Origin of the sequence: Neobacillus kokaensis (assembly GCF_014656545.1) — a bacterium.
In the GTDB taxonomy this organism is placed as follows: Bacteria; Bacillota; Bacilli; order Bacillales; family Cytobacillaceae; genus Neobacillus; species Neobacillus kokaensis.
Genome location: NZ_BNDS01000007.1, coordinates 194412 through 208472, shown reverse-complemented (window position 1 = coordinate 208472; position 14061 = coordinate 194412). Strand labels below are relative to the sequence as shown.

Sequence of the window (14061 nt, the reverse complement as noted above, 5' to 3'; positions counted from 1 at the left end):
AACTTTGATTTAATGGGACGAGAAAAGTTTTTTTTTGGAGAATATTGCAGAATAATAAATGAAAAAAGACCTCCATCTTTAGAAGGTCTTTTAAAACAAAATCTTAAAATAGGGCCTTTATCCCTACAAGAACAAGCCCGATTAAAAACCCGCATACTGCACCGTTTACGCGGATCCACTGAAGGTCTTTACCGACATTTGATTCAATCATATTGGTCAACGTCATCGTATCTAATTTATCTAAATTCTCTTTTACAAGTGTACCAATTTTTGAGTGGTTATGGTCTATAAAGTTAGAAATTTGCCCCTTTATCCAGGCCTCAAACTGATGAACTTTCTCTTCGTCAGCTTTTAGCTTCTTAAGATTAGCAGTAATAAACGGAAGGGCATATTGGTCGTAAAAGTTAGGATCTGCTATAAAATCTAATGCTTTTTGCTGGAGCTCTGTTAGCAGCTTGATAATTTTTTCTTCCGGCTGCCAACGGTCTATTATTTGTGTCCTAAAGTGTTCAAGTTCTTCATAAACCTTTTCATCTGATTTGAGACTTTCTAGTTTTTGCTGAATGTGATGCAGTAATGTCTGCCGATTTTGATTGTACGGGTCACGGAAGCTGTCGACCCCTTTTACAATAAGATTCTGAATAATATTTCCTAATTTCTCCTCGTTTACGAGGCTGCTAAAGGATCGTAAGGCAAACTGCATGAAACCATCCGCTTTAATATTTTCAATCATCTCAACAGCCATACCCCCAAGACGATACTTTGTACTGTCTCTCTTTGCCCATTCATCTACTTCTTTTAAAACAAAATCCAGTGTTTTTTCATCGTATTTTCGATGGGAAATTTGGTCGATTAATAAAGGCAGATAATTTTTAATGTCGACCTCTTTTAGCCGTACCTTAATTTCTTTTTCTAGTATTGGGGCTATTTTATTAACATCAATTAGTTTGATAAAATGCTGCAGTAAAGAAATAATATTTTTCTTTGCTGCTTGAGACTGAATTTCCTTTTCGGCTAAAGTAAATAAATTTTCACTAATTTGGAACGAATGGATCTTTGACCGAATACTTTCCTTGGTCAGCCAATCATTTTCTATCATTGAAATAATTTTCGCGGTAATTTTGTCGCGATTTTTTGGTAATAGTGCCGTATGTGGTATTGGAACACCAAGCGGGTGTCGAAATAAGGCGGTTACGGCAAACCAATCAGCTAGGCCACCAACCAATCCTGCCTCAAAGCCACCCTGTAGGATTGTTTTCCAAAGGGATGGCTCTAATGGAATGGTAATCAGAAAACCGGCAGCCATTACAGCGAGAGAAATAGTCGCTAAATGCCGGGTGTTTTTTTTCGTTTTTTCCATCTTAAAAGCTCCTCGTTTTGTATAATCATTTTTTCGAATATCAGGTCAAGAACTAATATAACGAAAAACAGTGGATTACACAAACAGAAATGACTGAAGAAGCAGGGTATAAAGATAAAACACTTCTCACAATTGAGAAGTGCCTTTTTTTTCAGGCTGATTATGTGTAATTAGTCCATCGAGCTCGGTAATGTAAAATTCGATCTCCGGGGCCGCTTTGAGATAGTTTTCCTGTAATAATTGATAATAATTTACCCTTCTCAGCGGGTCATAGCTTAACAAAGGAAATTCTTTACGTTCTTCTACATAGCGGTCGACCGCTTTTTGCACCATATCCATTGCCGGTGGAATATGCCGTTCATCTTCTTCAAATAAATCGTAGGTTTCCTTTGACATATAGAATTTTCTTGTAGGAATTCCGCCAAGTATATGAGCTAACTGATGGAAGTCAATGCTGTGGTCATCTTGGACTAGGATGGTTCGATAGACTCCTTTCGGGAGCTTCTCGGAAAATTTCCTAATGGACATGCGGACATCGTCTAAAGTAACATCAATAGTTGGATAATTTTTCGCCGAAGCCAGTTCGTCTTTTAATCCTTTTTGACTAGGTGATATAAAGAATTTAATGATGAAGTAAACAACAAAGCCGACAATAATAACACCGAAGATCCAACTGAAGGAAAGGGGGGACATAACAACCTTCTCCTTTAAATTATATTCTTACTCTCTATTATATATAAATATTAACAAAAAAGGTATCTGCTGCATAAAGGCAGATACCTTTTTTGTTAATGTACATGATTTTCGTTTCTGTATTTAATCGTCAGTTCCTCTAGATGTTCATCAACTGATAAATATGTTTCTGTATCTTCGAAGAACCATAAATCATTACTTTCGACAAAGAATGTGATCCCATTAATTTCTTTAGAAAATGCTTTATTTTCTGGTGTTTCAAGCGAAAATGCTAAGCTGTAGCCTTTATGCTTTGCCCCTAAGCCTGCATATTGCGGGAACATTCTTACAGTGAAAGGCTTGTGGTAATCAAATTCTTGAGTAAACCATGCTGCTGCTTTTTCATCGATTGATAAGAACATATTGTATGCACCAACCTTTTTAAAGGAGTGTTTGTTTGCATAAAAGATTATAAGACTTTAATAAAAGGGTATAATTTTTTTCTGGAATTGCCTATGATATAACTCACAAACTGATTCATGTACTGTTGTTGTAATAAAATGTTCAAATTTAAGGATGTTAAAGTGTGAACTAAATCAATATGCTATTTTGCAAAATGAGTTTAAATAAAGGTAGTTAATAAATAGGCTGGTGGGGAATATATGAATAAAGATTGGACGAAGGATTTAGAGCATGACGAATATGAGCAGGATATCGATCTTATCATTAAGGATGCTTTGAGAGCGGTGGAAGAAACAGCCGCAGGGTGCTATGTAAATTTAGTCACTTCATCAGCTTTTGGCAGCCCGGAGGATTATTTGCAGCCTTTAATCGAAGAGCTTTATCCAAATAAGATAAGAGTCAAATTTATTGATCAGTGTGGATGCGGCGGGTATGTTCTAAGGGTTTGGAAGCTGTAAGCGACCTATGGATAATTGTGATTCTTAATTGTTACTCTTTTTGTAACATTAAAATGGTAAGAATGATGATATGATGAAAGAAATTAGAAAAGGAGTTTTTGACCTATGGAGCGTGAATTCACAAGGCTTTCTGAAAATGTTAATGATATAAAAACACTTATTAATATGTTTAATGAGACATTGGAGAATATCGAAAAAAGGCTTTCGAGATTAGAAAAGGTGGATAGCATTGAGCATCGAGTAACTGTCAATCAGATTGATTTATCAGATATTAAAGATTCCTTACAGCGTATGGAAGAAACACAGAAGCACGATATTCAGCATATAAATCGCCGCCTTGATTCCCATCTGGTCAAAATTGCAAAAGCAGAGGAAGAAATATTAATTTTAAAGAATAGATAATAGCAAGAGACCAGGCAAATGTTCCACCTGGTCTCTTTATATATCAAAGTTTCTTAAATAGTCCTTTGACGCCTAGATATAGTGTTGCGGCAGAAAAGACAAGAATGGCAAGTGCTCCTACAACATTAAATAATGATGACAAACTAGCTAGAAAAGAAATCGTAGGCATTTTGACTAAGGCGAACCCTGCCAAAATACATGCTAAAAACAGATAAGCTGCTTGATTCATTTTCATCCCTCCTTGCTAGTAGGATATGCAGGAGCAGGAGAGAGGGAATAGGATAATTATCCTATTTTTAAACCCAAAAAAACCAAACCGAAATGGTTTGGCTTTTTAGATAATATTAATAAAGGACTTCTGATTTTGGGATAGCTATTTGTTGTACACCGACTTCGTCATCATTTGCTCTCTTTGAAACTTCAATATATTTAATATGGTGTTCTTCCATTTCAATGATTTTAAATTCATAAGAGTCATGAAGAATGATGTCGCCTTCTTTGGCTTCATAATTTTCCGTTAAAATCCAGCCACCAATTGTATCAACATCTTCATCATTAATTTCGACACCTAATAAATCATTTACTTCAGATACCAAAACTTTGGAATCAATAATATAATGGTGTTCTTTTACTTTGCGGATTTCAGGAATTTCATCCATATCAAACTCATCGCGAATTTCACCGACGATTTCCTCTAAGATATCTTCAACTGTTACAAGACCTGAAGTACCGCCGTATTCATCCATTAAAACTGCCATATGCATGCGGTCTTTTTGCATTTTAACGAGTAGGTCATGAATGGGAATTGTTTCAATTACCCTAATGATCGGCCGGGTGTAATTTTCCAGCGTTATAGCCGTTAAATTACCATTTCCAATAAGATCAGTCATGACTTCCTTAATATTAATCAGCCCGATAATATGGTCCTTATCTCCATCAATGATGGGATAGCGGGTAAATTTCTCTTCACGAATCACCTCAAGAAGAGTTTCTATTGTGTCATCCTTCGATAATGAAACAATCTCTGTTCGCGGGACCATAATTTCTTTGGCTATTCGATCATCAAAATCAAAAATTTTATTTACATACTTAAACTCAGACTGGTTAATTTCACCACTTTTATAGCTTTCCGAAAGGATGATTCGAAGCTCTTCTTCGGTATGTGCAATTTCATTTTCTGAAACCGGCTTCAATCCAAACAGGCGGGAAACAACCCGAGCTGATCCATTTAATACCCAAATAGCTGGATACATGATTTTATAAAAGAGAATCAGCGGACGAGATAAATTAAGCGAGATCCATTCTGCCTTTTGAATGGCCAGGGTTTTCGGTGCGAGCTCTCCAACAACAACGTGTAAAAAGGTAATCGTTGCAAAGGCAATCGAAATCGATAAAATCTTCACAGCATTGTCGGGAATATTCAACTCACGGAAAACTGGTCCAAGCAGATGCTCAATTGTGGCCTCCCCAATCCAACCTAAACCTAAAGCGGTAATAGTAATACCAAGCTGACAAGCCGACAAGTATTCATCCAGATTAGAAATTACCCTTTTTGCGGAAACAGCCTTCGAATTTCCTTCTTCGATTAACTGATCGATTCTTGAGCTTCTGATTTTTACAATTGCAAATTCCGAAGCTACGAAAAAAGCAGTTAATGCAATTAAAATGGCTATTAAAACCAAGTTAAATATGTCCAAATAAGTTCCCTTAGCCCGTTTGTTAAGACGGGTAAGGTGTCACCTCCCGGTAATTTAAAAAATTAAATTGAAACCTTTACTAATGATTTCTTTAATGCAGCCCTAAGCAAGCTTAAATTATTTATTAACTTTTCCTTTTGCTCGTCATCTAAATTTTCCAAAATAGGAATTAAATCAAATAAATCACTGTGCAGTTGTTTCATTTGCTGTGTAACAGCGATAACATGTTTATCAACTTCTGAAGCGCGGATATTCCCAGCCTTCCGCATTTCTAGCTTTCTCTTAATCTCATCTAATGGAAAATGCAGATTCTTACATTCTTCGATAAATTTTAAATCATGCAAGGATTCATCGGAATAGATGCGGTAATTGGACTTTGAGCGCTCCGCCTTTAGCAAGCCGATAGACGTGTAATAGTCAATGGTTCGTTTCGAAACCATTGCTCGTTCTGCTAGTTCACCAATTCGATAGACAGCCCCATCATACCACCTCAACAAATATAAATTAACAACTATTATAAAATAAATAAACCATACAGTCAAACGTTCTGGTTAGAGTATACGTGTATTTCTACATCTTATGGAGCGAATGTCATAAATATGAAAATATTTTAGTAAATAAAAAGTCCCCTTATTCAGGGGACTTAGCTAATTTTTTTACCTCTATATATAATATATGATGACCTTCGATTTCTGTTATTTGAAAAACGAAACCATCGCTTTCAAGTGTATCGCCTTTATGGACATCAAACTTTTGTGTTAAAAACCAGCCGCCGATTGTATCTACATCTTCTTCTTCCAAGGTTGTACCTAACAGGTCGTTGACCTCACCAATTAAGACTTTACCATCTAAAATAAAGTGCTGTTCCCCGACCTTTTGAATAAGAGGAAGTTCATCGAGATCAAATTCATCCCTTATTTCTCCGACAATCTCTTCTAGAATATCCTCTACAGTAACAATACCTGCTGTACCGCCGTACTCGTCGGATAATATGGCTAAGTGAGAGCGGTTTTTCTGAAGCTTGATCAGTAATTCTTTAATGGGAATGGTTTCGATTACATGAATGACTGGCTTAATGTATTCGTTAAGCGGTTCTTTCCCTAAGCATTTTTGCTGAATACAATCTGTTAATACTTCCTTAATATTCACTATACCTAAAATATTATCTTTGTCACCATCAATAACTGGGTAACGAGTATATTTTTCTTCTTTAACGGTTTCAATAATTTCAGTTAATGAAGCATCCTTTGAAATCGTAATAACTTCAGTTCTTGGTACCATGATTTCTTTGGCTATGCGATCATCAAATTCAAAGATGTTATTCATGTAGCTGTATTCAGATTGGTTAATTTCTCCGCTTTCATAGCTTTGGGATAGAATCATTCTTAATTCCTCTTCAGACATTACAATATCATTTTCTGAAGCCGGCTTAATTCCGAATAATCCTGTGACAAAGCGCGCCGAATGATTAAGAATCCAAATAAACGGATACATAATTCGGTAGAACAAGATAAGCGGTTTTGCAATTTGCAGTATAATTTCTTCAGCTTTTTGAATAGCAAATGTTTTTGGTGCTAATTCACCAATGACAACGTTAAAAAAAGTAATAATGGCGAATGCCAAGATAAAGGAAATAATTTGATTTACTGAAAAGGGCATAGGGATCAAATCAAAAATCGGTTTTAAGAGTTCCCGGACTGTCGACTCGCCCCGCCATCCTAAAATGAGCGATGTCACAGTAATTCCAATCTGGGTGGCAGAAAGATAACCATCCATATTGGAAATAACTTTTTTTGCCGCTTCTGCTTTCGTATTTCCTTCTATTATTAGTTGATCTATTCTTGTTGTCCGTACCCTTACAATGGCAAATTCTGAGGCTACAAAAAAAGCTGTAAAGGCAATAAGGAGTGCAATAATTATGACATTTATCCAAATCATCGGTCGCCTTACAAAGGGAAGGCATGCCACCTCACTTACAAGATTACTGAATCTTTAGTTTTACATGCAATTTATATGTACAGTTCGTTTTAAGCTTACTATATTATTTCAAAAAATAATTTGATTAGCAAATCCAACGAATTTTACAATATAAAAAAGCTGCCTTAGAAGCAGCTAAACGGTAGTTTAATCATTTAATCGCTCGATGCATGCCATTCCATTCACGAGCAAGCATGCTATAAATTATTATATCATGGTAATATCCATTTAAAAGTTCACCATCCCTGATCGTACCTTCGCGAATAAAGGCTAATCGCTCCGGAATAGCACGACTTTTCTTGTTTTTTACACCACAGCGTATTTCGATTCTGTTTAATCCCAACTCGAAATAAGCATAGTTCAGCAGGGCTTTAACGGAACGTGAAATGATCCCTTTTCCTTCTGCATCTTTTGTTAGATAGTAGCCTACACTTGCGATTTTATTATACCAGTCGATTTGATGAATCCCAATCGCCCCGACTAACTCTCCCCTATAAAGAATCCCTAAATTGTAGGCACTATTCTCAGCAAATTGATTAAGCCAGATAGGGATTAAATTCTCAAAATCATAGGGAGTCCTCATATTATCCACCCAAGGAAGCCATTCACGTAAATGGGCACGGTTATCTTCCACAAGCTGAAACATTTTCATGGCATGATGCCGCTGCAATAACAGCAGCTCTATTTCATGATCGACCTTTAATGTAAACATGGGCTAAACTCCTAAAATTTTTACTATATGATATGAGGAAGGAAGATATGGGTGCTTTTTCTAAAGCAAATAGGAGATTTTTCTTGTGTTAGCTTTGTAACCGTTGTATAGTTGAGTTAAATTTGATAGCTGTTCCACAAGGGGAGCTGCACGTATGCGGCTGAGAGTGAACAAGTAAGTTCTAACCCTTTGAACCTGTTAGTTAACGCTAGCGTAGGGATGTGGTATGTTGCTGAAGGTATAAGCAATGCAGACACCCCTATGTTTGCATTGCTTTTTTGTGTTTGGAGATAAACAAAAGGGGGAGTTTGAAGTGAACAAGACAAGAAGCAATACATTATTTATTTCCGAGGTCGCAGTATTTTCTGCACTGGCGTATTTATTGGATTTCCTTGCCGGAATTCTTTCATTAAGAATTTGGCCGCAGGGCGGTTCCATTTCCATTGCAATGGTTCCGATTTTTATTATGGCTTACCGCTGGGGGATTAAAGGCGGCTTATTAACTGGCTTTATTCTTGGATTATTGCAATTTATTATGGGATTCGCACAGATTTATACAATTGTTCAGGGAATCATTGATTATTTTGTTGCCTTTACTGTCGTTGGCATAGCAGGGGTTTTTGCTCGTCAAATCAAACAGTCCTATGAAAAAGGTAAAAGAGGAACATGGATTACATATGTCGTTTTTGGTGCATTTATCGGCAGTCTTCTTCGTTATTTCTGCCATGTCATTTCTGGCGCTGTGTTTTTCGGTGAATATGCTCCAAAAGGTCAGCCTGTAATGATTTATTCACTTCTATATAATGGAACATATATGCTGCCAAGCTTTATCATTAGTGCGATTATTGTTGTCCTCGTCATAAGTGCGATGCCGAAGAAAATGCTTGTGCAGGCGAAATAACCAAGAAGAAAATTGGAAGTCATCTGACTTTCCAATTTTTTTTTCGTATAATTGTCAAAAATTTATTATTTTAATATCAAAAAAAGTGATAAAATGACAATATAGAAAGAGAATCATTCTCATTTATCATAGATAGGGTGATCGTATATGTTTAGTTCGTTTAAACCGGGAGAAAGAGGAAAAATTGTTGACCTTTCTCATGTAAGTCACCTTGTACAAAGAAGGCTGCTTGACTTAGGTATTACAGAAGGTTCTGAAGTATGTGTGAAATGTGTTATGCCATTTGGGGGACCGATCATGATTGAATCATGCGGTCAATGTATCGGCATTCGCCGTAAGGAAGCAGTTCAAATTGAAGTGGTGAAAGTATAATGGAAATCGCTCTTATTGGTAATCCAAATACAGGAAAAACATCATTGTTTAATAATCTAACGGGTTCTTATGAGTATGTTGGTAACTGGAGCGGTGTTACTGTTGAAAAGAAAGTTGGTATTTTTAAAAAAATACAAGGTCATTTAATTGATTTGCCAGGTGTTTATACTCTTAATCCTCTCTCAAGGGATGAAGGTGTTGTCACAAATTTCTTTTTACATGAATCAGTTAACCAGTTATTAAATATATTAGATGCTTCTCAACTAGAACGTAATTTGCATTTGACACTGCAGTTACTGGAATTTGAAAGACCCGTCCTTATTGGTCTTAATATGGTCGATGTGGCAAACAAACGAGGGATTCAAATAGATGCTGTGAAGCTGTCAAAATCCTTGGGGGTGCCGGTTGTCCCGGTTATAGCAAGAAGCGGGAAAGGCTGTGACAGACTAGTCGATGCCATCTCTACGAAATCACCGGAACCGGTCAACAAGAAGCTTGTTTATTATGGGAAAGAAGTCGAAGCTGCGATATCGGCGTTGTCTAAAGAAATAGATGGTAAAACAGAGCATTCTCATCGTTTTTTAGCAATTCAATACTTCGAAGGTAATGAATACGTCAAAAATTACTTCTACGAGATTGCTGATTCAGAGAAGCTGAATTTGATTCTAGTCAACTTGGAATCTGAGCTTAAAAAACAATATGCAAGTAAAACATTACCGAGCTTTATTTATCTGAAAAGGAAGGAAACGATTGTAAAAATTATGGCTGAGACTGCTGTTAAGAGCAGCAGTGTAATTCCGTTGTCTGAAAAAATCGACCGGATTGTTACGAATAAATTTTTTGGAATCCCGATTTTCTTAATATTAATGTATTTAATGTTCATGCTGACGTTTGATTGGATCGGTACTCCATTGTCAGACGCCTTGGATGCCATTTTAACCGGCCCGATTACTAATCTCTTAGAGAATGTCTTAACGGCAATCCATGCATCCGATTTTATCCATGCACTAATCATCCAAGGTTTAGTTGCCGGAGTCGGCGGGGTGCTTGTGTTTGTGCCGCAAATTTTCATTTTGTTCCTATTTATTTCATTATTAGAAGATTCCGGTTATATGGCCCGCGTGGCATTAGTAATGGACCGCATCATGGAATCGGTGGGCTTGAACGGTAAGGCGTTTATACCGATGATCATTGGTTTTGGCTGTAACGTCCCAGGAATTATGGCGGCACGAACGATTGAAACCCCAAGGGAACGTCTGCTGACCATTTTACTGACACCGCTAATGTCATGTTCAGCACGCCTGCCGGTATATGCCTTATTTGTCGGAGCATTTTTTGCCGGACAGCGTGCATTAATTGTTTTATGTCTATATGTTCTTGGAATTATTGTGGCGTTAATTTTAGCAAAAGTCTTCTCTTCTACAATATTAAAATCGGAAACTTCTCTTTTTGTTATCGAATTGCCGCCATATCGGCTGCCCCAATTTCAGTCGTTATGGCGAAGCACTTGGGATAAGGGGAAAGGATTTATCAGAAAAGCAGGGACATTTATTTTTGCTGGGTCGGTGTTTATTTGGCTGTTATCATATGCCGGACCGGGCGGCATAAATGTCGATATGGATCGTAGTTTTCTAGCATTAATCGGCGGAGTGATTGCTCCGGTTCTTGTGCCAATCGGCTTTGGCACATGGCAGGCAGCAGCATCCTTAATTACCGGTTTCCTTGCTAAAGAATCGATAATTGCTACAATGAATATCATTTATTTTGTTCCGAATGATTCCAGTCTTCAAGGGCTATTGGCCAATTACTATTCGCCGCTTGCCGCTTTTAGTTTTATGGTCTTTATTTTGTTGTACATTCCATGTTTAGCAACGACAGCAACCATATATAAAGAAACCGGATCGAAGAAATGGACTGTTTTTTCCGTCGTGTATGCTTTGGTCATTGCTTACGTGTTATCGCTGATTATTTACCAGGGCGGTAAGTTGTTTGGGCTGGTTTAAATTTTTGAGGAGATGATTTTATGATAGCTAGCATCTTGATCGGCACAGCGATTTTTGGTTACGCGGCCTATGCCATGGTGAAATTTATCAATAAATCGAAAAAAGGAAAATGTGCTGCATGTGATTTGAAGAATTCATGCTCCAGTAACTGTGGTCTCCCGCCGGAAGTGAAATAAATATCGAAAAAAGGCTGCTGTCTTTATTGTGATAGCAGCCTTTTACTTTTAAAATTTGCAAAGGTTGTGTAAAATTACACTAGATGCTATTGAAGGAAGGGTTTCAAATGAACAGGGATGATATTATCCAGCTGGTTTCTGAAAAACTTCGGTTAATTCGGACAGAAGCAGGCTATACCCAAGATAAAATGGCTGAAATTATTGGTGTTTCCAAGAAAACTCTTGTTCAAATTGAAAAGGGAAGAGTGCTTGCCAACTGGTCCACCGTTGTAGCCATTTGTGCTCTTTTCCGCGAAACAGAGACGGTTCAATTTCTTTTCGGAAATGAACCTCTTGAAGTCATTGAAACGGTTGCCCGGGATGGGGTTGATTTTCGTAAATCTAAAACATTAGGCGGGCGGGTATGGTGGAAGGTCCTGCAGAAGGAAAATGGTTTCATTTTACAGCAAAATATTTTAAGTAAACATTTTCGGATATTGGATGATAAGCACTATCGGATTTTTAGCAGCCTGGATGAGGAACAATCACAGTTACGTTTTAAGGAACTAACACAGGGAAAAGATGGGTCTATTTAAGCCTGTCTTTTTGTTTTAAGTGGCTAACCGTCATAAAACCAAGGAAATTATCGAAAATTATACGTGCTATCATTAAGAATTTTGTTACATCTAGGAGGCACTATGAATAAGCAGAAGATTGGCAGTATGTTGAATTATTTACGAAAGAGTCATTTCATTCAAGTTATACTGCTGTCTACCTTAATTGTTATTTTAAGTTTTTTCGGTTTATTATATTATTTTTCAAAGGATGTTGATATATCCGGTCTTAAAAATGAACTTCCCCAGCCAACTGTCTTTTATGACCTGAATGGCGAGGTGGCAAGTAAAGTCTCTGCTAATAAAAATGAAGGCGTTCCAATTCAACAAGTTCCGGATACTATGAAAAATGCGGTTGTGGCGATTGAGGATCATCGTTTTTATCGGCATAACGGTGTTGATTTTATTGGTATGTCACGAGCCCTGGTCCGTGACTTAAAAGCAGGTTCAATGGCAGAGGGAGGCAGTACGATTACCCAGCAATTGATTAAGAATACATTGCTGACACCGCAAAAAACACTGCGTCGAAAATTCGAAGAGGTCTTTTTGGCGTTAGCAGTTGAACGGGAGTATACCAAATCGGAAATCCTGCAGATGTATTTAAATCAAATTTACTTCGGAGAAGGTGCATGGGGAATCAAACAGGCTGCCGGCAAATATTTTGCCAAGGATGTAAAGGATCTTTCCCTAAGTGAATCTGCCCTGCTCGCTGGGTTAATTAAGGCACCGTCGGCCCTAAACCCTTATGATCATATGGAAAAAGCAATAGACAGACGGAATATTGTACTGATGCAAATGAAGAATCAAGGGTTTATCTCGGAGGGGCAATACGAGAAGGCATCGCAGGAAAAGGTAGTTTTGAATGATAAGGGGAGTGACCCATTCCGAGGGAAGTTTCCTTACTATGTTGACCAGGTATTAGCAGAAGCGATTAATCAATATGGTCTTTCTCAAGATGAATTGCTGACAGGCGGTTATCAAATTTATACAGAGCTGGACCCGTCTATGCAGACCGCAATGGAAGATACTTATCAGCGTGATGAGCTATTTCCAAGCAGCAGTGGTGATAAGCTTATTCAAAGCGGCGGGGTATTATTAGATCCACAAACAGGCGGTGTAAGAGCCCTTGTTGGCGGTCGCGGGGAACATACTTTTAGAGGCTATAACCGTGCCACACAATTGAAGGCACAGCCTGGATCTTCTTTTAAGCCATTAGCTGTTTATACGCCAGCGCTTGAAGAAGGCTGGAAAATTACGGATATGCTAAAGGATGAGCAAATGAGTTTTGGCACATATCAGCCTAGCAATTATGATCATCAATACGCTGGTGAGGTACCGATGTATGAAGCCGTCAAAGAGTCGAAAAATGTTTCAGCCGTCTGGCTTTTAAATGAAATCGGTCTTGATAAGGGCTTAGATGCGGTGAAACGCTTTGGGATTTCACTTGATCAGGAAGATCGAAATTTAGCGGTTGCTCTTGGAGGCTTGCATAAAGGTATTGCGCCCATTGATATGGCGGAGGCGTTTTCGGTTTTTCCTAATAAGGGGATGCGGGTGAATGCCCATGTTATTAGGAAAATAGTGAATGCTGATGGAAAGGTTGTTGCCGAGTGGAAAGAGAGTCCGGTGCGGGTGACCACGAAGGCAGTTGCCGATGACATGACTACGATGCTCCTGGGTGTAGTAGAAGAAGGAACAGGGAAAGCTGCCCAAATCCCTGGACGCGAAACGGCGGGTAAAACAGGGTCTACTCAGGTGCCTATACAAGGGATTAACGGTTTGAAGGATCAATGGTTTGTCGGCTATACACCAGAGCTTGTCGGTGCCATCTGGGTAGGCTATGATCAAACAGATGCCAAGCATTATGTTACCCCTGTTACTGGTACAGGAGCCGCAGTTGTGTTTCGTGAAGCCATGACAGAGGCCTTACGGAATTCTTCGGTTGAAAGCTTTAATGTGCCACACATTGCCCCTTTAATGGAAAAAAGGGAGCGGGAAAAAATCTTAGAGAACTTCCAGAATAATTTCAATAATGAAGTTCATAAATGGGAAGAGAAATGGAATAAGCAAAAAGATAAATGGAAAAAGAAGCAGGAGAAGAATAAGGGGAAAGGTAAAGATCATGGGCATGGTCATTAATTAGGGTGTTTTAATGATGGTGCTGGCTGAAAATATTTGTTCCTACCTTATAATTCTAGTCAATGAACAGGTTATTCCTAAAAGTGCCAAAAAAGTTCATATAGAAAGGTTTATTAAACACGCCCCCGTGCGGAAAA

The 14061-nt window shown here is 38.0% G+C and carries 16 protein-coding genes and 1 riboswitch; of the genes, 8 read left to right on the top strand and 8 right to left on the bottom strand.

What is annotated here, in order from left to right:
- Nucleotides 1-103 precede the first annotated feature (103 nt).
- From IE222_RS10735 to IE222_RS10725, 3 genes are all read right to left on the bottom strand, one after another.
- A complete protein-coding gene (locus tag IE222_RS10735) occupies nucleotides 104-1360 on the bottom strand; it encodes a DUF445 domain-containing protein (RefSeq protein ID WP_191272592.1) in 1257 nt (418 codons plus the stop codon).
- A gap of 126 nt (nucleotides 1361-1486) precedes the next feature.
- Entirely contained in the window at nucleotides 1487-2053 is a 567-nt protein-coding gene (locus tag IE222_RS10730) for a DUF3939 domain-containing protein (RefSeq protein WP_191272590.1), read from the bottom strand.
- 95 nt (nucleotides 2054-2148) lie between these two features.
- Nucleotides 2149-2454, bottom strand: a complete 306-nt coding sequence (locus tag IE222_RS10725; RefSeq protein ID WP_191272588.1) for a HesB/YadR/YfhF family protein — start codon at nucleotides 2452-2454, stop codon at nucleotides 2149-2151.
- 240 nt (nucleotides 2455-2694) lie between these two features.
- On the opposite strand from IE222_RS10725, the gene IE222_RS10720 reads away from it, so the two are divergent.
- Nucleotides 2695-2952 (top strand): CGCGG family putative rSAM-modified RiPP protein, encoded by a 258-nt coding sequence (locus tag IE222_RS10720; protein ID WP_191272586.1) that lies wholly within the window; start codon nucleotides 2695-2697, stop codon nucleotides 2950-2952.
- A 105-nt stretch (nucleotides 2953-3057) separates the two neighbouring features.
- A complete protein-coding gene (locus tag IE222_RS10715) occupies nucleotides 3058-3354 on the top strand; it encodes a hypothetical protein (protein ID WP_191272584.1) in 297 nt (98 codons plus the stop codon).
- A gap of 43 nt (nucleotides 3355-3397) precedes the next feature.
- Here IE222_RS10715 and IE222_RS10710 read toward each other — a convergent pair whose 3' ends face one another.
- From IE222_RS10710 to IE222_RS10690, 5 genes are all read right to left on the bottom strand, one after another.
- Nucleotides 3398-3583: a hypothetical protein gene (locus tag IE222_RS10710; protein ID WP_191272582.1), complete on the bottom strand. Its 186-nt coding sequence runs from the start codon at nucleotides 3581-3583 to the stop codon at nucleotides 3398-3400.
- 115 nt (nucleotides 3584-3698) lie between these two features.
- Nucleotides 3699-5051 (bottom strand): hemolysin family protein, encoded by a 1353-nt coding sequence (locus tag IE222_RS10705; protein ID WP_191272580.1) that lies wholly within the window; start codon nucleotides 5049-5051, stop codon nucleotides 3699-3701.
- A gap of 62 nt (nucleotides 5052-5113) precedes the next feature.
- Nucleotides 5114-5548: a MerR family transcriptional regulator gene (locus IE222_RS10700; protein ID WP_223282645.1), complete on the bottom strand. Its 435-nt coding sequence runs from the start codon at nucleotides 5546-5548 to the stop codon at nucleotides 5114-5116.
- A gap of 133 nt (nucleotides 5549-5681) precedes the next feature.
- Nucleotides 5682-6989: a hemolysin family protein gene (locus tag IE222_RS10695; protein WP_191272579.1), complete on the bottom strand. Its 1308-nt coding sequence runs from the start codon at nucleotides 6987-6989 to the stop codon at nucleotides 5682-5684.
- A gap of 190 nt (nucleotides 6990-7179) precedes the next feature.
- Nucleotides 7180-7740 (bottom strand): GNAT family N-acetyltransferase, encoded by a 561-nt coding sequence (locus tag IE222_RS10690; protein ID WP_191272577.1) that lies wholly within the window; start codon nucleotides 7738-7740, stop codon nucleotides 7180-7182.
- Between the two features lie 129 nt (nucleotides 7741-7869).
- Nucleotides 7870-7977, top strand: a riboswitch (TPP riboswitch).
- Nucleotides 7978-8053: 76 nt separating this feature from the next.
- Between IE222_RS10690 and thiT the strand changes: the two genes are divergently transcribed.
- The 6 genes from thiT to IE222_RS10660 all read left to right on the top strand — a co-directional run bounded on the left by thiT (nucleotide 8054) and on the right by IE222_RS10660 (nucleotide 13924).
- The gene (gene thiT, locus IE222_RS10685; protein WP_223282644.1) at nucleotides 8054-8641 is read left to right on the top strand and encodes an energy-coupled thiamine transporter ThiT; all 588 of its coding nucleotides are present in this window, start codon (nucleotides 8054-8056) and stop codon (nucleotides 8639-8641) included.
- A 147-nt stretch (nucleotides 8642-8788) separates the two neighbouring features.
- Complete coding sequence (locus IE222_RS10680; protein ID WP_191272573.1) at nucleotides 8789-9013, top strand: FeoA family protein; 225 nt, start codon at nucleotides 8789-8791, stop codon at nucleotides 9011-9013.
- Nucleotides 9013-11016 carry a ferrous iron transport protein B gene (gene feoB, locus IE222_RS10675; RefSeq protein ID WP_191272571.1) on the top strand — a complete coding sequence of 668 codons (2004 nt, stop codon included), beginning with the start codon at nucleotides 9013-9015 and terminating at the stop codon, nucleotides 11014-11016. The genes IE222_RS10680 and feoB overlap by 1 nt, the downstream gene beginning before the upstream one ends.
- A 20-nt stretch (nucleotides 11017-11036) precedes the next feature.
- Entirely contained in the window at nucleotides 11037-11192 is a 156-nt protein-coding gene (locus IE222_RS10670; protein ID WP_191272569.1) for a FeoB-associated Cys-rich membrane protein, read from the top strand.
- Nucleotides 11193-11299: 107 nt separating this feature from the next.
- Nucleotides 11300-11767, top strand: coding sequence for a helix-turn-helix transcriptional regulator (locus IE222_RS10665; protein ID WP_191272567.1), 468 nt, complete (start codon nucleotides 11300-11302; stop codon nucleotides 11765-11767).
- Nucleotides 11768-11869: 102 nt separating this feature from the next.
- Nucleotides 11870-13924, top strand: a complete 2055-nt coding sequence (locus IE222_RS10660) for a transglycosylase domain-containing protein (RefSeq protein WP_191272565.1) — start codon at nucleotides 11870-11872, stop codon at nucleotides 13922-13924.
- Nucleotides 13925-14061: the final 137 nt, after the last annotated feature.

Excerpts from the sequence above, each read along its gene's own strand:
- IE222_RS10735 (WP_191272592.1), bottom strand. The coding sequence starts at position 1,360 with ATGGAAAAAACGAAAAAAAACACCCGGCATTTAGCGACTATTTCTCTC.
- IE222_RS10730 (WP_191272590.1), bottom strand. The coding sequence starts at position 2,053 with ATGTCCCCCCTTTCCTTCAGTTGGATCTTCGGTGTTATTATTGTCGGC.
- IE222_RS10725 (WP_191272588.1), bottom strand. The coding sequence starts at position 2,454 with ATGTTCTTATCAATCGATGAAAAAGCAGCAGCATGGTTTACTCAAGAA.
- IE222_RS10720 (WP_191272586.1), top strand. The coding sequence starts at position 2,695 with ATGAATAAAGATTGGACGAAGGATTTAGAGCATGACGAATATGAGCAG.
- IE222_RS10715 (WP_191272584.1), top strand. The coding sequence starts at position 3,058 with ATGGAGCGTGAATTCACAAGGCTTTCTGAAAATGTTAATGATATAAAA.
- IE222_RS10710 (WP_191272582.1), bottom strand. The coding sequence starts at position 3,583 with ATGAATCAAGCAGCTTATCTGTTTTTAGCATGTATTTTGGCAGGGTTC.
- IE222_RS10695 (WP_191272579.1), bottom strand. The coding sequence starts at position 6,989 with ATGATTTGGATAAATGTCATAATTATTGCACTCCTTATTGCCTTTACA.
- IE222_RS10690 (WP_191272577.1), bottom strand. The coding sequence starts at position 7,740 with ATGTTTACATTAAAGGTCGATCATGAAATAGAGCTGCTGTTATTGCAG.
- IE222_RS10680 (WP_191272573.1), top strand. The coding sequence starts at position 8,789 with ATGTTTAGTTCGTTTAAACCGGGAGAAAGAGGAAAAATTGTTGACCTT.
- feoB (WP_191272571.1), top strand. The coding sequence starts at position 9,013 with ATGGAAATCGCTCTTATTGGTAATCCAAATACAGGAAAAACATCATTG.
- IE222_RS10670 (WP_191272569.1), top strand. The coding sequence starts at position 11,037 with ATGATAGCTAGCATCTTGATCGGCACAGCGATTTTTGGTTACGCGGCC.
- IE222_RS10665 (WP_191272567.1), top strand. The coding sequence starts at position 11,300 with ATGAACAGGGATGATATTATCCAGCTGGTTTCTGAAAAACTTCGGTTA.
- IE222_RS10660 (WP_191272565.1), top strand. The coding sequence starts at position 11,870 with ATGAATAAGCAGAAGATTGGCAGTATGTTGAATTATTTACGAAAGAGT.